We start from the raw sequence: 19270 nt of genomic DNA on the forward strand, positions 1-19270 counted from the left end.
GGGCCGGTCAGGCCCAGAGGGGGCAGCGCCCCCTCACCATATTCATTTCAGGCCGGGCGCGCCGTCGAATTTCTTTTCGATGTCGTTCCAGCAGTCGATGTAGTCATCCTGCAGCGGCGCTTCCTTGGCAGCAAAGGCAGTCAGATGCTGCGGGAAGCGGGTCTCGAACATGAAGGACATGGTATTCTCCAGCTTTTCCGGGCCGAGGTTGGAATTCGACGCGCCCTCGAATGCGTTCTTGTCTGGTCCATGCGGCAGCATCATGTTGTGCAAGGACATGCCGCCTGGAACAAATCCCTGCGGCTTGGCATCATACTGGCCATAGATGTTGCCCATCAGCTCCGACATGATGTTTTTGTGATACCACGGCGGGCGGAAGGTATTCTCCGCCACCATCCAGCGCTCGCGGAACAGCACAAAGTCGATATTGGCGGTGCCTGGAACGCCTGAAGGAGCAGTCAGCACGGTGAAAATCGACGGATCCGGGTGGTCGAACAGGATCGCCCCAACCGGGCAGTAGGTGGTCAGATCGTACTTGAAAGGTGCATAGTTTCCGTGCCAGGCAACCACATCCAGCGGCGAATGGCCGATCTTGGTCTCGTGAAACTGGCCGCACCATTTGATGGTTACGGTCGAGGGGACTTCACGATCTTCAAACGCTGCCACCGGCGCCTTGAAATCGCGCGGGTTGGCCATGCAATTGGCGCCGATCGGGCCGCGGCCCGGCAGTTCGAATTTCTGGCCGTAGTTCTCGCAGACAAAGCCGCGGCAAGGCCCTTCCAGCACCTCGACCCGGTAAACCAGCCCGCGCGGAATGATGGCAATCTCCTGCGGCGCCAGGTCGATGATGCCCAGTTCTGTCGTAAAACGCAGCCTGCCTTCCTGTGGCACTACCAGCAGTTCGGAATCAGCGGAAAAGAAGTAGCTGTCCACCATCGACTCGGTGACGAGATAGATGTGGCTGGCCATGCCGACCTGGGTGTTCACATCGCCCGCGGTGGTCATGGTCCGCATGCCGGTGAGCCACGTGAGGCCCTGATCCGAATGCGGCACCGGATCCCAGCGGTACTGGCCCAGCGAGATCACGTCCGGGTCCACGTAAGGCGCTGATTTCCAAAGCGGCAGGTCGATTTTCTCATAACGGTGCGAATGTTTAACCGAGGGACGGATCCGGTAGCACCAGGTCCGTTCCGGCGGGTCGGCGGTAAAGGCGGTGCCGCTCAGCTGTTCGCCATAAAGGCCATAGTTGCACTTTTGCGGACTGTTCATACCTTGCGGCAGCGCACCGGGCAGCGCCTCACTTTCAAAGTCATTGGCAAAGCCGGGCATGTAGCCCTCGTGCGGCCCCTGAAGAGAGGGGGCCTGGATCATTTCATGGGGATCGGCGGGCCGATTCATCGCGCGTTTCTCCTCTTGCTGCTTGCGGAATATTAGTTGTTTTTGTAACTAACAAGGGAGAGGGGAGCAAAATGACCGAAAAAGATGATTTCGCTTTGCAGGATTTCCTGCCGTATCTTTTGAACCGGGCGGCTGAGGAAAGCTCGCTGGGTTTCCAGAAACACTACAAAAACCGCTATGGAATGCTGCGCACAGAGTGGCGGGTGCTGTTCCACCTGGGCAACTACGGTGAGATGACCGCCAAGGAAATCGGTACACGGGCAAAGATCCACAAGACCAAAATCAGCCGCGCCGTGGCCAAACTATCGGAAAAGCGGTTTGTGACCCGCACCCGCGATGAAAATGACCGGCGGGCCGAACATTTGACCCTGACTGCCGCCGGGGAGGCCGCCTATAAAGATCTGCGCGAACATGCGTTGCAGTTCGACACCGGCATCTGCGCCCGGTTCACCACCGGCGAAGTTGCAATTTTGCGGTATATGCTGCGCAATTTAGCAGGGATAGCCCCATAGACATCGGCGTCTGGAATACCCAAGTAAGGCGGCGGTATTGAAGGTGAAAACATGATACAGATTGATGTCAATTCCGGACCGTTGATTGCCTGGCTGATGGAGCAGGGGCTTCAAGGCGCGCAGCAGCAGGATCTTTTGCAGGGATATTGCCAGCGTCTGGTCGATGCTGGAGTGCCGCTGTGGCGCTTCCATCTGGCACAGCGTGCCTTCCACCCGAAATTCGGTGGTCTCGGTTTCAATTGGACCCGCACCGACGGCATCAGCCACGAGCACTACGAATACCGCGAGTCCCCGCGCGAGGAATGGCTGCGCAGCCCGTTCTTCCACATTTTGGAGCACAATCTGGAAGAATTCCGGGAAAGGATCGAAGACAGCGCTCCGGCGGAATTTCCGCTGCTGCCGGAATTGCGGGAGCGCGGGGCGACCGATTACTTCGCCAAAGGTGTGCGGTTTGCACCGCCCGAAGCGGGTCCGAACGATCCGCGCCATCCGCAGGAAGGTATGCTGGTTTCCTGGTCATCAGACCGGCCCGGCGGGTTCAGCAGCCGCGAGCTGGATCTGATCCGTACCACGCTGCCGCATCTGGGGCTGGCGCTGAAATCCTCTTCCAACCGGCAGATGGCCAGTGATCTTTTGCAGGTCTATCTGGGCCGCGATGCGGGCCGCCGGGTTTTGTCAGGCGAAATTCAACGCGGTTCCTCGCAGCAGATCGATGCTGTGCTCTGCCTGTTTGACCTTAAGGGGTTTACCCAGCTGGCGGAACGGCTGCCCGGAACCGAGCTGATCGAGATGCTGAACGGCTATTTCGGCTTGGCGGTGGAAACCATCCAGGCGCATGGCGGCAACATCCTGAAGTTCATGGGCGACGGCATGCTGACCATGTTCAACCTCGGCAGTATTGAGGAGGACGCCCATGCGGCCCTTGCGGCGGCCAATGAACTGTGCGGCAAAGTGCGTGCCTTCAACTCCGAGCGCGAAGAACAGGGTCTGCCCACCGCGGGCTTTACTTTGGCGCTGCACGCGGGTGATATCCTGTATGGTAATATCGGGGCCGAGAACCGGCTGGATTTCACTGTGATCGGCCAGGCGGTGAACCAGACCGCCCGGATCGCGGGGATGCACCGTTCGGTCGGTCAAAGCATCATCATGTCGGAAGACGTGCAAAAGGCGGCCAAGGGCACCAACCACGATCTGGTGTCGCTGGGCCGTTACATGCTGCGCGGAGTGGCCGAGCCGATCGAGCTTTACACCATTTACCGCGGCAATTGCGGCTGCGATGGCTAAACCGCCGCGGGGCAGGATCAGATACTGATCTCGACCCCCGGCAGGTTCACTTCCTTCATCATGTCGCGCAGCTCTTGCCGGGCGGCGATGTTGGAAATGTTCAGCTGCTTGACGCCGATGTCCTTGAGGTCCAGCAGCGTCAGCCCGCGCGGGAACAACTCGCGGAAAATCACCCGCTCGGAAAAGCCCGGTGCGACCCGGAAGCCGATCCGCTTGGACAGCATATTGATGGCGCGCTCCATCTTTTCCTTGTTGACCATCCGCTGAGTGCCGACGCGGTTGCGGATCACGATCCAGTCGATCGGCTTGAGCCCCGCCTGCGCCCGCAGCTGGCGGGCGTTCCAGACCATTTCCGAGTAGACGGACGGCCCGGTAATCGCCTCACCCTTCTGGTCCACATGCGCCAGCAGGTCGAAATCGACAAAACTGTCATTCAAGGGTGTGATCAGCGTGTCAGCCAGTGAATGCGCAACCTGACTGAGACGCGTGTGCGAGCCGGGGCAGTCGATCAGGATGAAGTCATGGCCCGGCTCCAGCGCCGAAACCGCCGCTGACAGCCGGTGGTCATAGATGTTTTCCCCCGGCTGCAAGCTCTCGGGGTCAATCTCCGGCAGTTCGTGCATTCCCACCATCGGCAGGTCCAGCCCTGCCTTCGCGCAGAAATCCTTGCGGTTTTCCAGGTACCGCCCCATCGAGCGCTGCCGCAAGTCCAGGTCAAGCGCCGCCACCTTGTGCCCAAGCCGGGCCAAGGTGGTGGCAACATGCATGGACACAGTGGATTTTCCCGCGCCGCCCTTCTCGTTGCCGACGACAATAATATGCGCCATGTACAGGTCCCTTCGCTCGTGCCTTTGGCACGCTTTTATCTTTGCGCCCCTGTATAGGCTCTGGATTCGGTCAAGAAAAGCGGTCTGCGCGGGCTGGTAAACTTAGTGTATCACCTGTGTTTTGAAGGTCCCGCCGGCTTGCGGTTGGGACGGGTGTCGCCGCCTTTCCCAGGCTTGGCAAAAGGAGCGCGGGCCTTGTTTTTCTTGCTGTTCGGCTTGCCGGTCGGCGGTTTGGGGCCTTTGGCTTTGTACGGTTTGGCTGCCGGTGCACCGGGCTTGGTCATCCGCTTGGAGGGATCAGAGGCGCCGCGCGGCTTGGCGACAACAGCCGGATCAGGCTTGGGGCTGCTTTCCGGCGGGCGGCTGCGGCGCGGCTCGCGCTCGAAAGGCGGTTTGTCCGCAGAGCGTTTTTCCTGCCAGTCCTTGCGCGGCGGGCGGCTGTCCCGGCTGTCATCTGATTTGCCGCGGTACGGCTTTGGGCCATCCGGTTTGCCGCGGTGCGGCTTGGAGTCCCGGTCGCCTTTGAAGCCACCTTTTGGTCCGCCGGGGCTGCGGCGCGGTGCCGGACCCAGATCGGGGGCTTCGGACAGCTGTGTCAGCACCGCGCCCGGCTCCAGTTCGGTCTTGCCGCCCAGTGCTTTCAGGAAGCCATCAACAGCATCCTGGCTGATTTCGGCAAAGGTTTCGTTTTCTTGTATCCGGATCGCCCCGATAACGTCGCGATCAATATTGCCGGCTTTGCACAGCATCGGCAGCACCTTGCGCGGGTCCGCACCGGTGGCGCGCCCGCCCGACAGCGAGAACCACACCGACGGGCCGAAATCCTTGCGTTCTTTGCGTTCCTTGCGCGGCTCCTCAGCGCCGGCCGGGCGCAGATCTTCCGGCGCCGAATGGCGGCTGCGGAAAAGGCGCAGGTAGGTGGTGGCAATCTGCTCGGCAGAGAAATGCTCCAGCAGGGTCTTAACGCCTGCCTGTTCCTGCTCCGCAACAGGCTCCTGCCAGACAGGATCGGCCAGCATCCGCTCCTCGTCACGCGCCATAATGTCGTCGGCTGACGGCGCTTCGCAGTGTTCTGCCGTCAGCTTGGCCCACTTCAGCAGCCGCAGCGCCTTGCTGCGGGCCTTGGGCGGCGCGATCAGTGCGCTGACACCTTTGCGGCCCGCGCGGCCGGTCCGGCCCGAGCGGTGCAGCAGAGTTTCGTGGTTTGACGGAAGCTCGGCATGAACCACTAGCTCCAGCCCTGGCAGATCGATACCGCGTGCGGCCACGTCAGTGGCCACGCAGACCCGGGCGCGGCCGTCGCGCATTGCCTGCAGCGCTTGGCTGCGCTCGGCTTGGGACAATTCGCCCGACAGTGTCACCACCGACAGACCGCGGTTGGTCAGCCGCGCCGCCAGACGGTTCACCGCCGCACGGGTGTTGGCGAAAACGATGGAGCTGGGCGCCTCGTAGTAGCGCAGCACATTGATGATGGCGTTTTCCGCATCTTGCTGCGCCACGCTCATCAACCGGTATTCAATGTCGGAATGCTGTTTGGTTTCGCCTGCGGTCTGGATCCGCTGCGCGTCTTTCTGGAATGTCTTGGCCAGGCTCGCAATGCCCGACGGCACGGTGGCCGAGAACAGCAGGGTGCGGCGGTCTTCGGGCGCTTCGCCCAGAATGAATTCCAGATCCTCGCGGAAGCCCAGGTCCAGCATTTCGTCGGCTTCGTCCAGCACCACGCCGCGCAGATTGCTGAGATCAATAGAGCCGCGCATGATGTGGTCACGCAGCCGCCCTGGCGTTGCCGCGACGATATGCGCACCGCGGACCAGCTCCCGGCGCTCGTCGCGCATATCCATGCCGCCAACGCAGGAGGCGATCACCGCACCGGCGCCCTTGTACAGCCAGCTCAGCTCGTGTTTCACCTGCAGCGCCAATTCCCGTGTCGGCGCAATCACCAGGGCCAGCGGCGCGGCAGCAGCCTCAAATGCCTCAGCCTCACCCAGCAGTGTCGGTGCCAGCGCCAGCCCGAACCCGACTGTCTTGCCCGATCCGGTCTGCGCCGAAACCAGCAGGTCGCGCTCGTTCAGCTCTGGCTGGGTCACAGCCTCCTGAACTTGGGTCAGGGTTTCATATCCGCGCTCTTGCAGTGCGTTGGCCAGGGCTTGTTTCACGAGGAGGGCTGTCTTTCCCGCAAGGCGCATACCGCCTCAGCGTCAGGAGAAAAGAAAGAAGGCTGCCCGTCCGGGGCAGCCTTCGGGAGTTTGGCAAAATACGGCAAGTGGCTTAGAAGCCCAGGCCTTCGTATTTCTTCTTGAACTTCGACACGCGGCCGCCGGCATCCATCAGGCGCGAGGTGCCGCCGGTCCAGGCCGGGTGCACGGTCGGGTCGATGTCCAGCGCCAGCTGATCCCCTTCGTTGCCCCAGGTGGAGCGCATCTTGAGGATGGTGCCGTCGGTCATTTTGACGTCGATGAAGTGGTATTCTGGATGAGTGTCTTTTTTCATGATACCGCTCCTCAGGCTTTCTTGGGCTTGTAGTGTGCATCTTCTGCGATACGGGCCGACTTGCCGCGGCGCTCGCGCAGGTAGTACAGCTTGGCGCGGCGCACGCGGCCGCGGCGCACAACGGTGATGCTGTCGATGTTGGTCGAATGCAGCGGGAACACACGCTCCACGCCTTCGCCGAACGAAATCTTGCGGACGGTGAACGAACCGGCAATGCCCGAACCGTTTTTACGGCTGATGCAAACACCTTCGTACATCTGCACGCGCGAACGCGAGCCTTCGGTCACCTTAAAGCCGACACGGATGGTGTCGCCGGCTTTGAAATCAGGGATATCTTTCCCCAGGGCGGCGATCTGTTCCGCCTCCAGCTGTGCGATCAAGTTCATCGCAACTCTCCTAAATTGGCCTGCAGTTTTTCCGCAGAGGTTTGCACCGTCATGAGAGCTCTTGGTCTTCACCGGGTCCCGCCACAGGCAGCCCGCCAGAGATCATGCAGTCTGTTTCTTGCTTCTGGCGGTCAGGTCCCGGGTGAAAACCGAAGAAGATCTTCAGGTGGATTGATCCAACAGCCAGCAGTCCGGAGCCGCAAAAGCGAATCCAGACTTGCGGACGTATAGGCAGAAATGCGGGCCGGATCAAGGGAAAGAAATGCAGTTCCGGCCGCAGCGGGGGCGGAGCCGGGCCGCAGCATGGAACCTTCGAGGATGACAGGCGTTTTACCTGACCGGAGCCAAGAGAGGAAGACAGATGGAGCAGGTGGATGCGGATGTCGGCAATGTTTTTGAGAAGATAGACAACTGGGTGGACGGCTTTTTCAGGATCCTGCCCAACCTTGGCATCGCGCTGGTTCTGCTTGCCGTGTTCTGGCTGCTGGCCAGGCTGGTTGCCGGTGTCGTGAGTAAGGCCGGGAAAAGACGCGGGCGGGACAATCTGGGCGAGGTCGGCGCAGCCCTGATAAAATGGGCGCTGATCATTGTCGGTCTGATGCTGGCGATCACGGTCATTGCGCCCTCCATCACTCCTGCGGATCTGTTTGCCGGCCTGGGTATCGGCTCCGTTGCCATCGGCTTTGCCTTTAAGGACATTCTGCAGAACCTGCTGGCGGGGATCCTGATTCTGCTGCGCCAGCCGTTTTCGGTTGGGGACCAGATTATCTCTGGCGGGCATGAAGGCACGGTGGAGCGGATCGAAACCCGGGCAACGCTCATTAAAACATACGACGGGCGCCGCGTCGTCATTCCGAATTCTGACATTTATACCGATGCCGTCACCGTTAACACAGCGTTTGAGCAGCGCCGTTCGCAGTATGACGTGCAGATCGGCTGCAACGACAGTTGGGACGACGCCAAGCGGATCATGCTGGAGGCTGCGCGCGGATGCGACGGGGTGCTGGAGGACCCGGCGCCGGAAGTGCTGCCTTGGGCGATTGCTGACAATGGCAACAATATCCGCCTGCGCTGGTGGACCAAATCCGACCGGGCAAGCGTGGTGCAGACCTTTGCCCAGGTGATCGAGGCTGTCTACAAGGCGCTGGATGAAAACGGAATTGACATGCCGTACCCGACCCAAGTGATGCTGTTTCACGACCAGACCGAGGAAACCGATGGCGACCGCAGCCGGCATCGTGAAGGCTGGCCTGCGCGGCCCGATGGCAACAACCCCAGGCCGCTCCGGATCGCAGATGCGCTGGCCGGGAGGCGGCAGACGCAAAGTGAGGAGAGCCAAGGGTAACCGGGTCCCCGGTCGGGTGTGGCTGCACAAGGCCGGTGGGCCTTGTGTCTGTCACACCGGCAATCTTAGCCGGTTTTGTCGTCCACTGCTGCATCAGGGGCGTTTTTCTTGACGGACTCGATGCCATTGTCGCGGCCAGAGGCGCTGGCATAGCTTTGCGAGGTGCCGATCACCTGGCCATTGGTGGCTTTAAGGTTGAACATGTGCTTGCCGGCGGCTGTTTCCTTGCGCTCATACCGCCCATCATCACCAGCGTTCTTTTTAACTGACTCAATACCGTTCTCAGCACTGGCTTTCTGCTTGTAGCCTTCGCTGGCCAGAATGTTCTCGCCGTTGCCTGCTTTCAGGCGGAAGCGGAATTCGCCCGCATTATCGGTATAAAGTTCGAATTTCCCAGACACCCTGCTCACTCCTAATTCCTGATGAATATGAGGGGACTAAAGCACGGCTTGGGTCATCCGGCAATGTTTTGGGGCTGCTGGCGCTGCTGTAAACGCGGAATTGGCGATGCGGGCCAATCACCCGATCAGCGTTTGTTGTCTTTCTTGCTGCTGTGAGCTTCCCACAGGTCAGGACGGCGGGCCTTGGTGATGTCTTCGCTCATCCTGTGTCTCCATTCCGCAATCTTACCATGGTGGCCTGACATCAGCACGTCCGGGATTGCGCGGCCGTTCCACTCGGCAGGCCGGGTGTATTGCGGATGCTCCAGCAGGCCGGAGGAGAAGCTTTCTTCCTCGGTCGAAGCCTGGTTGCCAAGTACCCCGGGAAGGAGCCGGACGGTTGCATCAATCAGTGCCTGCGCGGCCAGTTCGCCGCCGGTCATCACGAAATCACCCAAGGAGACTTCCTGAATGCCGTAATGTTCCAGTACCCGTTCATCGACACCTTCAAACCGGCCGCACAACAGGGTCATGCCATCGCATTGGGCGAAGTTCTGCATCATCTGCTGGTCCATCCGGCGCCCCCGCGGCGACAGGTAGATCAGCGGCCAGTTGCCTTTGGTGCCTGCCATCGTGTGCTCAATTGCGGTGCCCAGCACATCTGCGCGCAGCACCATTCCGGCACCGCCGCCTGCCGGGGTGTCATCGACATTGCGATGCTTGCCGGCGCCGAACTCGCGCAGGTCCACTGTCTCCAGTTGCCACAACCCTTCCTGCAGCGCCTTACCGGTCAGGCTTTCACCCAGCACTCCGGGGAAGGCTGTGGGAAACAGGGTGATGACCTTGGCTTTCCAAACGCCTGCAAGGTCCGGCGTGGGTGTCATCAGTTCACGCGGTTTCAGGGTCGGGCGGATGGCTTTGCGGCCATGGGATTTGCTTGGTGCTGTCATAGTAATGCTGTTTAGTTCAGTCAGATTTTCGCGCAATAGAAAGCTTTGGATCCTGCATGACTTCGAATCGCACTTCTCTGCCAGCATCCATTGAGCAGCCGGGCGGGTTCGAGGCCGCGCAGCGCCGTGCCGAAGCGCTGTGGCCCGGGATCGCTTCGGACCTGGGTCTCCCGGCTGCAGGCGCTTTGTTCAGACGGATGCAGGTCAACCCCAAAAAAGAGGATCATTGCTGCGTCTTGAGAGTTTCTTTGCAAGACGGCAGGGAACTTGTGATGCGGGCTGACTTCTCCGAAGGGAACCTTCACCGGTATCAAGCGAACCTGAAACGCCACCAAACCGCGGCAAAGGCGCTGAAATTCACGGCGGGCGTATCGGTGCCGCAGCTTCTTTGGTGCGATCCCCAGTATAAGTACACGCTGATGGAATTGGCTCCTGGGGATACAGCATTCCAGGCATTGTATCTGGCTGGCTATGGGCTTGGGGACCGCGACCGGCTGTTGCAGCGGATCGGAGCCGCGGTTGCTGCGCTGCACCGCTGCTCGGCGGCGGATGAGCAGGTATTCTGGCCGAAGCGGCATCTTGAAACTGTGTCACGGACCGCCAGTACCGTTCGCACAGGAGAGGTGACCGTTGTAAAGCCAAAACGTTTCCTGGGTCTTTGTGCGTATCTGCACCGCGCTGGGCGGCGCGCCAGAGGTGTCAGATACCAGCCCTGCCTTGCCCACGGCGACCTGCACTTCCGGAATATTCTGGCCTCAGCTGATCAGATTTCCTTTATCGATTTTTCCAGCCAGAGGTTTTCTATCGCCGAGCGTGATATCTCCAACCTATGGCTTGCAAATGGCCTGGACCATTTGTCTGGCCTGGACGGAAGCGCTGGATTTGGCGGGGTTTCACAGGCAGATTGGGCGGCGTTCGAAGAAGGCTACGGGCGGCATGTTTCCTGTGAACCGCTTTTCCAGTTCTGCTTTGCACTGCGGCTTTGGGAATCCTGGATCAGGTTTTCGGCATCCGGCCGCGCCGCCGGAGAGAAAGGCCAGAGACAGCTTGAGCAGTTGGTTAAGGTTCTTGATTTACTTCTGGAACAAGAACCTGACTGAGCGGGGCCAGCCCGCTCAGAACAGCCCTTCGGGCGGATCGGCGATGATGCGGCCCCGGGTCTGGTCCACGGTTGGCACCGCTTCCAGAGTGAAGGGCAGCAGCACCGTGGCTTTCAGGCCGGGGCCGTGGATTTCCAGCAGGTCGGCGGCGCCGTGGTTCTGTACCGATTTCACTGTGCCCAGCAGGGTGCCGCCGGTGTCATACACTTCCAGCCCGATCAGGTCGGTGTGATAGAATTCGTCATCCGGCAGCTTTGGCAGCTGGTCGCGGCGGGCAAACAGGCGCAGGCCTCTGACTGCATCGGCCTGCTCTTTGGTTTCAACGCCGCTCAGCAGGGCAGCAAAGCCGTTTTTGACCGGGCGGGTCAGGGTCACGGTAAAGCTCCGGCTGCCGTCCTCGCTGGTAAGCGGTGAATAGTCGCCGATTTCTTCGGGGATGGCGCAAAAGCTCTTGAGCCGCACTTCGCCGCGCACGCCGAAAGCGCCGGCCACCGCTCCCACGCAAATCAGGTCGCTCATAGTTTTATTCCTTTGCACAGAACCCAGCGCGCAGCCATTGGCCGCCAGATTGTTCGCAGAGTTCGCTTTGGTGGTTGCGTTCAAAAAAGATGCCTGCGGTAAAGGCCACTGCAACAAAAAACACAAGCCGGATCAACCGTCCCATCACGGGCCTCAGCGGGTTTCAAGCGGCAGGCTGGCCATCCGGCTTTCCCAGCCGGTTTCTTCCAGCTCCGGCGTGTCCGAGAACCGTTCCGGATAGCCAATGCAGAAATAGCCGATCAGCTGCCAGCCTTCGGGGGCATTCAGGTCGCGGTTCAGCTGTTCGGGATCCAGCACCGACACCCAGCCAAGACCCAGTCCTTCGGCGCGAAGAGCAAGCCAGAACAATGTGATAGCGGTGACCACCGAATAGCGGCGCATCTCCGGCATGGTTGCTGCGCCCAGGCCGTGGCCCTGTGCAGTTTCATCGTCGCAGTAGACCGCCAATTGCACCGGGGCGTCCCGCATACCGGACAGTTTCAGCCCGGCATAACGCGCGGCGCGTTCGCCGGAATACCCCTCCAGGGCTTGCGCATTGGCAGTCTCAAAATTCTTCAGCGCAGCGGCACGGGCGGGGCTGCTGTCCACCCGCAGGATGCGCCAGGGTTCGCTGAGGCCCACAGACGGGGCAAGCGGAATGGCAGAGAGGCAGCGCATCAGCACTGCCTCTTCCACCGGATCGCTGCGGAACCGGCGCACGTCGCGCCGGAGCCGCATCAGCAGATCAAGCTGGCTGCGGAACTCTTCGGGAAAAGCGCCCCGCAACTCCACGGAATTATTCCGCGTCTGCAGTTGCTTCGGAGGCTTCAGCAGCCTTCGCAGCTTTCTCTTCTGCGCGCTCCTGGGCTTTCTTGCCCGGGGCGCCTTTCTTGGGGTTGCTGCGCTCGGTCTTGGCACGGACACCGGCCGCTTCCAGCATGCGGGCGATACGGTCGGTGGGCTGTGCGCCCTGATCCAGCCAGTGCTGCACGCGTTCCATGTCCATTTTCACGCGCTCTTCGCTGTCTTTCGGCAGCAGCGGGTTGTAGGTGCCCAGCTTCTCGATGAAGCGGCCGTCGCGCGGCATGCGGCTGTCAGCAGCCACGATGCGGTAAAAAGGACGCTTTTTAGAGCCGCCGCGGGCCAAACGGATTTTCATTGCCATGGGTACATCTCCTTTGATGGCGTTGTCCGGGGTTTGCCCCGGTTGTTCCTGTTGTGTGTTGTTATTCTTGGTGTTTCTTATGGTGCCGAATGACTTCACCGATGATGAAGTTCAAAAATGCCTTAGCGAACTCAGGGTCCAGATCGGCCTGTTTTGCCAAGTCTTCAAGCCGCGCGATCTGCGCTGCTTCGCGGGTCGGATCAGACGGCGGAAGGTCGTGTTCAGCCTTGAGCCGCCCCACTGCCTGGGTGTGCTTGAACCGCTCGCCCAGAGTATAAACGAGGATCGCATCCAGCCGGTCGATGCTTTCGCGGTGGCCCTTCAGCAGCTGGGCTGCGCGGACGGCGGGGTCTTGGGTTTCGGTCGTCATCAGGTCCTCCGCAGGGCAGCAATGCCAGGGCGTGCCGGGACAGCAGCGGGCATATACCCGCTATTCACAGCAAGTGGACCGCCACAGCGCAGCAAATGGGTTTTCTGGTGCAACTCAGTCAAGTGCCCAACCCTCCGGCTTGAACAACGGGTCGGCGTAGTGGCCGATTTCCATTTCGATGCCATGCGCAATCTGGCTGTCCTTCAGGGTGTCCGGCGCAGGGTGGCGGTAGACCGCGTCATTGCCGTCGATGGTTGCGGCGCTGTGGTCCTTGGAAGCGCCGAGCCGCTCTGCCAGCCGGATCGAATCGAGATTCTTGGGATCGATATAGCTGACCGCGGTCTCCCAGCCCAGATTTGAATAAAAATGTCCGCGAGCGGCCTGTGCCGCCTCCAGCGCATAGCCCTTGCCGGCGGCACCGGGCCAGATGATCCAGGCGATCTCGCGCTCGGGCCAGCCTGCGGGCTGCCAGCCGCCGGCCATGCCGTAAGTCTCGTCCGTGGCCTTGTCGTGGATCATCCACATGCCGAAACCGCGCACCTGCCAATGGCCGATCTCGGCGGCATAGAGCATCCAGGCCTCGTAGGTATTCAGCGGTCCGCCCATAAAACGCGAGCGGTAGGAGCTGAAGGTGGCTTTGAAATCGGGGTAGTCCTGCGGTTCGGGGCCACGCAGTACCAGACGGCGGGTTTCGATCACCGGGATATCATAGGGCATCAGCGCGCTCCCTCCAGCGGAAGGTCGCGACCAGGCCGGATTATGATCCCGTAACGGCGCATTAGTGCAGCAGGCCCCGTTCGGCCTGCGCGCCGGACATGCGGGCTGGCGGGACGTGACGCCAGACGCGGATATTGGGCGCGGGCTGCAGGCGGAAGCTGACCGGCTTTTCCGGGCGGGCGCCGACGCGCTGGGCCAGTGCGATGGAGGCGCCGTTTTCCTCGGGCACGTAAGAGACGATGCAGTCCCAGCCGGCCTCGGCAAACAGCCAGTCGAGAACACATTGCGCGGCTTCGCTGGCGTAGCCCTTGCCGCGGCCCGTTTCCATCAGGTGCCAGGACAGCTCCGGTTCCGGCCAGCCCTTGGGGAACCAGGGGCCGACAAGACCCACGGTCTGCCCGGTGCTGCGCTCCACCACCGCGAACAGGCCGTAGCCGTGCAGGTGCCAGTGGCCGATGATGGTGGCAATAGACCACCACAGCGAATCCGGATCTTCCGCCGCATCAATAAAGCGCGCCGCACCTGGATTCAGGAAGGCCGCATTGGCGTCGAACTCCGGATCTGCCGGAGATATCAGCATGAGGCGCTTTGAAACAAGCCGCGGATACGGCGTTTGCACGTCAGTCATCTTGTACCCCTTTGTCCGGGCGGCGGACCGCCCGGCATAAATTTCACCCATCCAATGATGGAGTATCGGGGAGACTGCGTAATTTTCAGTTAAACGGGCTGCATCCCGGGCTGCTGGGGCGGCCTGGTTTGTGCAAATTTGACAGAAGCTCATGCGTAGGCCTCCATCCCGCCATCGCTCGGCGCATCAGGGGCAGGGTGGCGGTAGACCAGCTCACGCCCGTGTTTAGGGTTGTCGAATTCCGCCTCGAACACCGCGCCCAGCCGTTCGGCCAGCGCCACCGAACGGGTATTGCCCGGGAAGATGTTGGAACTGAGTGCGGGCAGGCCCATGACCTCATAGGCGTGAGTGCGCGCGGCCAGCGTGGCCTCGGCCATGATGCCGCGGCCTTCGCCCGCCGGGAAGGCAACCCAGCCCAGTTCCGGTTCCGGCCAGCCTTCGGGCTGCCAGATACCGGTGATGCCGAGTGTTTCGCCTGTATCCTTGCAGGTGATGGTCCAGAAGCCGAAACCACGCATTGCCCAGTGTCCTACCGACATGGTGAACCAGCGCCAGGCTTCGTTGCGGTCGAGCGGGCCGCCAAACCCCCAGGAGCGTGCTTCATCGGCGAAGAACGCTGCCACCGGCCCGAAATCCGCCGCCTCCGGTCCGCGCAGGACCAGGCGTTCGGTTTCAAGCTGAGGGATGACGGGGAGCTGCATAGGTTACTTCTTCTTGCCGAAGCCGCTGAGGCCTGCGGGCAGGCCCATGCCGCCGCCAAGACCGGGGAGGCCGCCGGGCAGGCCCTTGCCGCCGCCCATCGCTTTGGCCGCCGCTTCCAGCGCCTTGGGGTCCATCTGGCTGGGGTCCATGCCGCCCATGTCTGGCATGCCGCCTTTGCCGAACATGCCGCCCAGGGCCTGTTTCAGCATCTTGCCTTTGCCCATCTTGCCCATTTTCTTCATCACATCGGCCATCTGCCGGTGCATCTTCAGAAGCTTGTTGAGGTCGGAAACCTCCATGCCGGAACCGGCCGCGATGCGTTTCTTGCGGCTGGCCTGCAGCAGCGCGGGGTTGGCGCGTTCCTTTTTGGTCATCGAGTGGATCATGGCGATCTGGCGCTTCAGCACTTTGTCGTCCATGCCGGCGTCCTGCACCTGCTTGGCCATTTTGCCCATGCCGGGCATCATCTGCATCATGCCTTCCATGCCGCCCATCTGGAGCATCTGTTCAAGCTGCATGCGCAGGTCGTTCATATTGAACTGACCCTTCATCATGCGCTTCATCATCTTCTCGGCCTGTTCGGCCTCGATGGTCTCCTGGGCCTTCTCGACCAGCGCCACGATGTCGCCCATGCCGAGGATGCGGCCGGCAATCCGGTCTGCCTCGAAGGTCTCCAGGGCGTCCATCTTCTCGCCCAGGCCGACAAAGCGGATCGGCTTGCCGGTGACAGCGCGCATCGACAGCGCCGCACCGCCGCGGCCGTCGCCGTCCATCCGGGTCAGCACCACGCCGCTGATGCCGATCTTGGCATCGAATTCCTCGGCCACCTCAACGGCGACCTGGCCAGTCAGGCCATCGACAACCAGCAGGGTTTCGCGCGGGGAGACCACATTGCGGACGTCCTCGACCTCCTGCATCAGCACTTCGTCGATGTGCAGGCGGCCGGCGGTGTCCAGCATGTAGACGTCATAGCCGCCCAGGGTTGCCTGCTGCTTGGCGCGTTTGGCAATATCGACGGGTTTCTGGCCGGGCACGATCGGCAGGGTGTCGACGCCGATCTGGGTGCCCAGGACGGCCAGCTGGTCCATCGCTGCCGGGCGGTAGACGTCGAGCGAGGCCATCAGGACTTTCTTGCCCTCTTTGTCCCTCAGCCGTTTGGCCAGCTTGCCGGTGGTGGTGGTCTTGCCTGAGCCCTGCAGGCCGACCATCAGGACCGGGGCGGGCGGGTTGTCGACCTTAAGCTTGCCGGGGTCTTCGTCACCGCGCAGCACGTCCACCAGCGCGTCATGGACGATTTTGACCACTTGCTGGCCCGGGGTCACCGATTTGGTGACGGACTGGCCGGTGGCCTGCTCCTGCACCTTTTTAACGAAGTCGCGGGCCACCGGCAGCGAGACATCAGCCTCCAGCAGGGCGACGCGGACTTCGCGCAGGGCGGACTTGACGTCCCCTTCATTGAGGGCGCCCTGTTTGGTCAGCCGGTCAAAAACGCCGGAAAGGCGTTCGGATAGATTTTCAAACATGCCTTGCGGCCTCCTGTGCCGGTTTCCAGTTGTAGCGCCCCCGTATGTAGGGGACATGCGATCCATGCGCAAATGCCGCCAAGGTCCTTAGTGTCTGTCGCGAGGGCAAACCAAACGGGTTTGCCCCCACGGGCGTAACACGCTGGTGGAGGGCGATCCCTGGCACGGGCAGGGACCGGAAGACTCAGTGCTTCCGGATGTTCGGAAAGGCGTTACGCCGATTGACCTCCAGAGTCAACAGTTGCAGGGGCAGCTGGCAGCCATGCATTGATCGCATCGGCCAGCCGCTGCGGGCCGCGGCCGTTGGTGTAGGCTGCAACCACCGGGTGGCGGCCTGCGCTCATACCGCCGTCCAGCACCAGCACCGGGCGGTAAAGCGTGCGGGTGCGGCCCTCGCTGCGGCTGGTGGTGCTTTCCACCTCGGCGTGGGACAGGTCGGCGAGGCGGTGTTCGGCTTGGCTGTAGCCGAAGACCGACTGGCGCCGGATCACGATACTGCCGCCGGAGCGGTCGAGGATCACCTGCACCCTGCGCACAAAGAGGCAGAAGGCCAGCGCGCCCATGCCGCCGCCAGCCAAGGTGAAAATAAGGCCGGGCCAGATCAGGTCGCCGCTCTGGCTGAGCATACCCAGGCCGGCGCCGGCAAAGGCGAGGATAAAAAAGACGAGCATGATTCCGATCAGCCAAGGCGTGTCGGCGAGGATCAGCTGCTCCGGGGTGTTGCGAGTGATCTTCATTATCCCAGCTTACCCTGGGGAAGGCTGTAATTCAGGGGAAACTGGCGCTTTTGGCATCAGATATGAGTGCAAACAGGAACAGGCCTTGGGATTGCACGCTTGACTCAGGCGGGGTGGCTTGGCCAACATCAAGGGGCTGGCCCAATGCCGCCTACTCACCGGCGGGCTTGCTTGGATGAGCACCGAGGCAAATCTTCAGCACAGGCATATTACGCGGACCTCAGCGTTCGCGATCCTTACCGAGCAGCCACATCAGCCAAGGGAGGATCAGATACATGCGCGTTTTCACTATTCTGGGACCGTCGCAGTCCGGCAAATCAACGCTGGCCACGGCGCTGGCCAATCTGGACAGCGCCGCCGGTAAACGGCAGGAGGTTGCAGGCGTCGCCGCTTTGCAGCCTTTTTCATTCATGGGCGAGCACTGGGCCGCAATCGACATTGCGGGCGGTGCTGACAATCTGGCGCAGGCGGGGCCTGCACTGGCGGCCAGCGATGCTGCCGTCCTCTGCGTGCCGGCTGACGCCGGGGCTGCGGTGCTCAGCGCGCCGTATCTGCGCAAACTGGAAGAGGCGGGCATCCCCGCCTTTCTTTTTGTCAACCGCATGGACCAGGCAGCGGACCGGGTGGCGGAGATCGTTGCCGCGCTTCAGGCCTATTGCAGCCACAACATCATTCTGCGGCAGGTGCCGATCCGCGAGGATGGTGAGGTTGTGGGTGCTGTGGATCTGATTTCCGAACGCGCCTGGCAGTATCAGGAGGGCAAGCCTTCGGCGCTGATTGAGCTGCCGGTGGCAATGTATGCGCGCGAGCAGGAGGCCCGCACCGAGCTGCTGGAAGCGCTGGCGGATTTTGACGACACGCTGCTGGAGGAACTGATCGAAGATCAGAAGGTGATGGCGGAAGAGGTCTATGATGTGGCGACCAAGGTGCTGCAGCATAACGACCTGGTTCCGGCACTGATGGGGTCGGCTGAGCATAAGAATGGCATCCTGCGGCTGATGAAGTCCCTGCGGCACGAGGCGCCGGATGTGGGCGTGGCGCTGGAGCGGCTGTCGCAGGACGGCGCGGTGGTGGCCGTCGGCTGCATGGCGGATCTGGTCAAACATCTTGGCAAGACGGTGATGGTGCGCGCGCTGGACAAAGGCATGGGCAATGGCGCCTCTGTCGGCGGCGCGGCTCTGGGGTCGCTGACAGGGATCGGCGGCGCCGTGAACAACGCGTTTCAGGCCGGAGACATTGGGCAGGCGGTTAAATCGGATCATTTGAACCTGGGTTTTGCCTATGGGCCGGACGGGGCGGCGCCGTTGCCGGATTGGGCGCAGCCGCGGCCTTCGACATTCCGGCGGGTGATCACTCCGTTGAATGAGCGCGACGATGCGCGGCTGTCGGGCGCGCTGGAGCGGCTGGCCGAGATCGATCCGGCGCTGGTGGTGGGGCAGGATGAGGCCAGCGGCCATCTGCTGCTGAACCTCCAGGGGCCGCTGCACATGCGACGCATCAAGCAGGCTTTGAAAGACGAGTTCGGCGTCGAGGTGGAGGAGCGGCAGGTGCCGCCGGCGCTGCGCGAGACCATCAGCAAGAGCGTGCAGATCCAATACCGTCACCGCAAACAGTCCGGCGGCGCCGGGCAGTTTGCCGATGTGCTGATCGAGGTGAAGCCGTTGCCGCGCGGCAGCGGTTTTGTGTTCGAGGAAACCGTGAAGGGCGGCGCCGTGCCCAAGAACTACATCCCCTCGGTCGAGGCCGGCGCGCGCGAAGCGCTGGCGCAGGGGCTGAACGGCCATCCGGTAGTGGATATCTGCGTGACGCTGAAGGATGGCAAGCATCACTCGGTCGACAGTTCCGACTATGCCTTCCGCACCGCGGGCAAGAACGCGGTCCGGGAAGCGCTGTCCGAGGCCGGCGCGGTGCTGCTGCAGCCGATCATGCGGGTGCATATCCATGTGCCGTCCGTCTTCACCGGCGGGCTGGTGCCGGTGGTGAGCGGCATGAAGGGGCAGATTCTGGGGTTCGAGGCTGAGGACGGCGTGGCCGGCTGGGACGTGTTCGAAACCCTGCTGCCGATGTCGGCGCAGGATAACCTGTGCAACACGCTGGCCAGTGCCACCCGCGGTACCGGCTGGTTCAGCACTGATTTCGACCACTACGAAGAGGCGCGGCGGGCGGATTTCGCCGAGGCCTAAGTCCAGGCTGGCGCAAATCGGGGCGCAGGGGGCAGAACACCTCTTGCGCCCCGC

General features: G+C 61.8%; 21 protein-coding genes. 5 read left to right on the top strand and 16 right to left on the bottom strand.

The features are described from left to right. Window positions 1-42: 42 nt before the first annotated feature. Entirely contained in the window at window positions 43-1398 is a 1356-nt protein-coding gene (hmgA, locus tag K3555_RS00655) for a homogentisate 1,2-dioxygenase (protein ID WP_260007031.1), read from the bottom strand. A gap of 71 nt (window positions 1399-1469) precedes the next feature. Between hmgA and K3555_RS00660 the strand changes: the two genes are divergently transcribed. Beyond that, window positions 1470-1910 (top strand): MarR family winged helix-turn-helix transcriptional regulator, encoded by a 441-nt coding sequence (locus K3555_RS00660; RefSeq protein ID WP_259989110.1) that lies wholly within the window; start codon window positions 1470-1472, stop codon window positions 1908-1910. 51 nt (window positions 1911-1961) lie between these two features. After that, a complete protein-coding gene (locus tag K3555_RS00665; protein WP_259989113.1) occupies window positions 1962-3194 on the top strand; it encodes an adenylate/guanylate cyclase domain-containing protein in 1233 nt (410 codons plus the stop codon). Window positions 3195-3211: 17 nt separating this feature from the next. Here the strand turns inward: K3555_RS00665 and K3555_RS00670 are convergent, their stop codons facing one another. The 4 genes from K3555_RS00670 to rplS form a co-directional block, all read right to left on the bottom strand. Beyond that, window positions 3212-4021 carry a division plane positioning ATPase MipZ gene (locus K3555_RS00670; RefSeq protein ID WP_259989115.1) on the bottom strand — a complete coding sequence of 270 codons (810 nt, stop codon included), beginning with the start codon at window positions 4019-4021 and terminating at the stop codon, window positions 3212-3214. Between the two features lie 110 nt (window positions 4022-4131). Continuing rightward, window positions 4132-6177, bottom strand: a complete 2046-nt coding sequence (locus tag K3555_RS00675) for a DEAD/DEAH box helicase (protein WP_260007032.1) — start codon at window positions 6175-6177, stop codon at window positions 4132-4134. Between the two features lie 112 nt (window positions 6178-6289). Then, on the bottom strand, window positions 6290-6511 hold the full coding sequence (rpmE, locus tag K3555_RS00680) for a 50S ribosomal protein L31 (RefSeq protein WP_129369276.1): 222 nt from the start codon (window positions 6509-6511) through the stop codon (window positions 6290-6292). Window positions 6512-6522: 11 nt separating this feature from the next. After that, complete coding sequence (gene rplS, locus K3555_RS00685) at window positions 6523-6897, bottom strand: 50S ribosomal protein L19 (protein ID WP_129369277.1); 375 nt, start codon at window positions 6895-6897, stop codon at window positions 6523-6525. Window positions 6898-7258: 361 nt separating this feature from the next. Here rplS and K3555_RS00690 point away from each other — a divergent pair, with 361 nt between their 5' ends. Further along, window positions 7259-8242, top strand: coding sequence for a mechanosensitive ion channel family protein (locus K3555_RS00690; protein ID WP_259989120.1), 984 nt, complete (start codon window positions 7259-7261; stop codon window positions 8240-8242). A 65-nt stretch (window positions 8243-8307) separates the two neighbouring features. Here K3555_RS00690 and K3555_RS00695 read toward each other — a convergent pair whose 3' ends face one another. Next, window positions 8308-8643 carry a YegP family protein gene (locus K3555_RS00695; protein ID WP_129372790.1) on the bottom strand — a complete coding sequence of 112 codons (336 nt, stop codon included), beginning with the start codon at window positions 8641-8643 and terminating at the stop codon, window positions 8308-8310. 125 nt (window positions 8644-8768) lie between these two features. Next, entirely contained in the window at window positions 8769-9572 is an 804-nt protein-coding gene (gene trmD, locus K3555_RS00700; protein WP_260007033.1) for a tRNA (guanosine(37)-N1)-methyltransferase TrmD, read from the bottom strand. Window positions 9573-9844: 272 nt separating this feature from the next. On the opposite strand from trmD, the gene K3555_RS00705 reads away from it, so the two are divergent. Further along, window positions 9845-10672: an aminoglycoside phosphotransferase family protein gene (locus K3555_RS00705; RefSeq protein ID WP_260007034.1), complete on the top strand. Its 828-nt coding sequence runs from the start codon at window positions 9845-9847 to the stop codon at window positions 10670-10672. Between the two features lie 15 nt (window positions 10673-10687). On the opposite strand, the gene rimM is transcribed toward K3555_RS00705, so the two are convergent. The 9 genes from rimM to K3555_RS00750 form a co-directional block, all read right to left on the bottom strand. Beyond that, window positions 10688-11191: a ribosome maturation factor RimM gene (gene rimM / locus K3555_RS00710; RefSeq protein WP_260007035.1), complete on the bottom strand. Its 504-nt coding sequence runs from the start codon at window positions 11189-11191 to the stop codon at window positions 10688-10690. A gap of 153 nt (window positions 11192-11344) precedes the next feature. Next, complete coding sequence (bluB, locus tag K3555_RS00715; RefSeq protein WP_259992530.1) at window positions 11345-11929, bottom strand: 5,6-dimethylbenzimidazole synthase; 585 nt, start codon at window positions 11927-11929, stop codon at window positions 11345-11347. A 58-nt stretch (window positions 11930-11987) separates the two neighbouring features. Next, window positions 11988-12356 carry a 30S ribosomal protein S16 gene (gene rpsP, locus K3555_RS00720; protein WP_259992531.1) on the bottom strand — a complete coding sequence of 123 codons (369 nt, stop codon included), beginning with the start codon at window positions 12354-12356 and terminating at the stop codon, window positions 11988-11990. A gap of 61 nt (window positions 12357-12417) precedes the next feature. Beyond that, a complete protein-coding gene (locus K3555_RS00725; RefSeq protein ID WP_129369284.1) occupies window positions 12418-12726 on the bottom strand; it encodes a chorismate mutase in 309 nt (102 codons plus the stop codon). Window positions 12727-12840: 114 nt separating this feature from the next. Beyond that, entirely contained in the window at window positions 12841-13443 is a 603-nt protein-coding gene (locus K3555_RS00730) for a GNAT family N-acetyltransferase (protein ID WP_259989129.1), read from the bottom strand. 61 nt (window positions 13444-13504) lie between these two features. After that, entirely contained in the window at window positions 13505-14071 is a 567-nt protein-coding gene (locus K3555_RS00735; RefSeq protein WP_260007036.1) for a GNAT family N-acetyltransferase, read from the bottom strand. A gap of 149 nt (window positions 14072-14220) precedes the next feature. Beyond that, window positions 14221-14772, bottom strand: coding sequence for a GNAT family N-acetyltransferase (locus K3555_RS00740; RefSeq protein ID WP_260007037.1), 552 nt, complete (start codon window positions 14770-14772; stop codon window positions 14221-14223). 3 nt (window positions 14773-14775) lie between these two features. Further along, window positions 14776-16296 carry a signal recognition particle protein gene (gene ffh / locus K3555_RS00745; RefSeq protein WP_260007038.1) on the bottom strand — a complete coding sequence of 507 codons (1521 nt, stop codon included), beginning with the start codon at window positions 16294-16296 and terminating at the stop codon, window positions 14776-14778. A 212-nt stretch (window positions 16297-16508) separates the two neighbouring features. After that, on the bottom strand, window positions 16509-17033 hold the full coding sequence (locus tag K3555_RS00750; protein WP_260007039.1) for a hypothetical protein: 525 nt from the start codon (window positions 17031-17033) through the stop codon (window positions 16509-16511). 275 nt (window positions 17034-17308) lie between these two features. Between K3555_RS00750 and K3555_RS00755 the strand changes: the two genes are divergently transcribed. Beyond that, window positions 17309-19216, top strand: coding sequence for an elongation factor G (locus K3555_RS00755; protein WP_259989139.1), 1908 nt, complete (start codon window positions 17309-17311; stop codon window positions 19214-19216). Window positions 19217-19270 lie beyond the last annotated feature (54 nt).

Origin of the sequence: Leisingera sp. M527, assembly GCF_025141525.1 — a bacterium.
Lineage (GTDB): Bacteria > Pseudomonadota > Alphaproteobacteria > Rhodobacterales > Rhodobacteraceae > Leisingera.

What these genes read in the sequence shown, in the direction of transcription:
- hmgA (WP_260007031.1), bottom strand. Translation starts at nt 1,398, where the DNA reads ATGAATCGGCCCGCCGATCCCCATGAAATGATCCAGGCCCCCTCTCTT.
- K3555_RS00660 (WP_259989110.1), top strand. Translation starts at nt 1,470, where the DNA reads ATGACCGAAAAAGATGATTTCGCTTTGCAGGATTTCCTGCCGTATCTT.
- K3555_RS00665 (WP_259989113.1), top strand. Translation starts at nt 1,962, where the DNA reads ATGATACAGATTGATGTCAATTCCGGACCGTTGATTGCCTGGCTGATG.
- K3555_RS00670 (WP_259989115.1), bottom strand. Translation starts at nt 4,021, where the DNA reads ATGGCGCATATTATTGTCGTCGGCAACGAGAAGGGCGGCGCGGGAAAA.
- rpmE (WP_129369276.1), bottom strand. Translation starts at nt 6,511, where the DNA reads ATGAAAAAAGACACTCATCCAGAATACCACTTCATCGACGTCAAAATG.
- rplS (WP_129369277.1), bottom strand. Translation starts at nt 6,897, where the DNA reads ATGAACTTGATCGCACAGCTGGAGGCGGAACAGATCGCCGCCCTGGGG.
- K3555_RS00690 (WP_259989120.1), top strand. Translation starts at nt 7,259, where the DNA reads ATGGAGCAGGTGGATGCGGATGTCGGCAATGTTTTTGAGAAGATAGAC.
- trmD (WP_260007033.1), bottom strand. Translation starts at nt 9,572, where the DNA reads ATGACAGCACCAAGCAAATCCCATGGCCGCAAAGCCATCCGCCCGACC.
- K3555_RS00705 (WP_260007034.1), top strand. Translation starts at nt 9,845, where the DNA reads ATGCGGGCTGACTTCTCCGAAGGGAACCTTCACCGGTATCAAGCGAAC.
- rimM (WP_260007035.1), bottom strand. Translation starts at nt 11,191, where the DNA reads ATGAGCGACCTGATTTGCGTGGGAGCGGTGGCCGGCGCTTTCGGCGTG.
- bluB (WP_259992530.1), bottom strand. Translation starts at nt 11,929, where the DNA reads ATGCGGCTCCGGCGCGACGTGCGCCGGTTCCGCAGCGATCCGGTGGAA.
- rpsP (WP_259992531.1), bottom strand. Translation starts at nt 12,356, where the DNA reads ATGGCAATGAAAATCCGTTTGGCCCGCGGCGGCTCTAAAAAGCGTCCT.
- K3555_RS00725 (WP_129369284.1), bottom strand. Translation starts at nt 12,726, where the DNA reads ATGACGACCGAAACCCAAGACCCCGCCGTCCGCGCAGCCCAGCTGCTG.
- K3555_RS00730 (WP_259989129.1), bottom strand. Translation starts at nt 13,443, where the DNA reads ATGCCCTATGATATCCCGGTGATCGAAACCCGCCGTCTGGTACTGCGT.
- K3555_RS00735 (WP_260007036.1), bottom strand. Translation starts at nt 14,071, where the DNA reads ATGACTGACGTGCAAACGCCGTATCCGCGGCTTGTTTCAAAGCGCCTC.
- K3555_RS00740 (WP_260007037.1), bottom strand. Translation starts at nt 14,772, where the DNA reads ATGCAGCTCCCCGTCATCCCTCAGCTTGAAACCGAACGCCTGGTCCTG.
- ffh (WP_260007038.1), bottom strand. Translation starts at nt 16,296, where the DNA reads ATGTTTGAAAATCTATCCGAACGCCTTTCCGGCGTTTTTGACCGGCTG.
- K3555_RS00750 (WP_260007039.1), bottom strand. Translation starts at nt 17,033, where the DNA reads ATGAAGATCACTCGCAACACCCCGGAGCAGCTGATCCTCGCCGACACG.
- K3555_RS00755 (WP_259989139.1), top strand. Translation starts at nt 17,309, where the DNA reads ATGCGCGTTTTCACTATTCTGGGACCGTCGCAGTCCGGCAAATCAACG.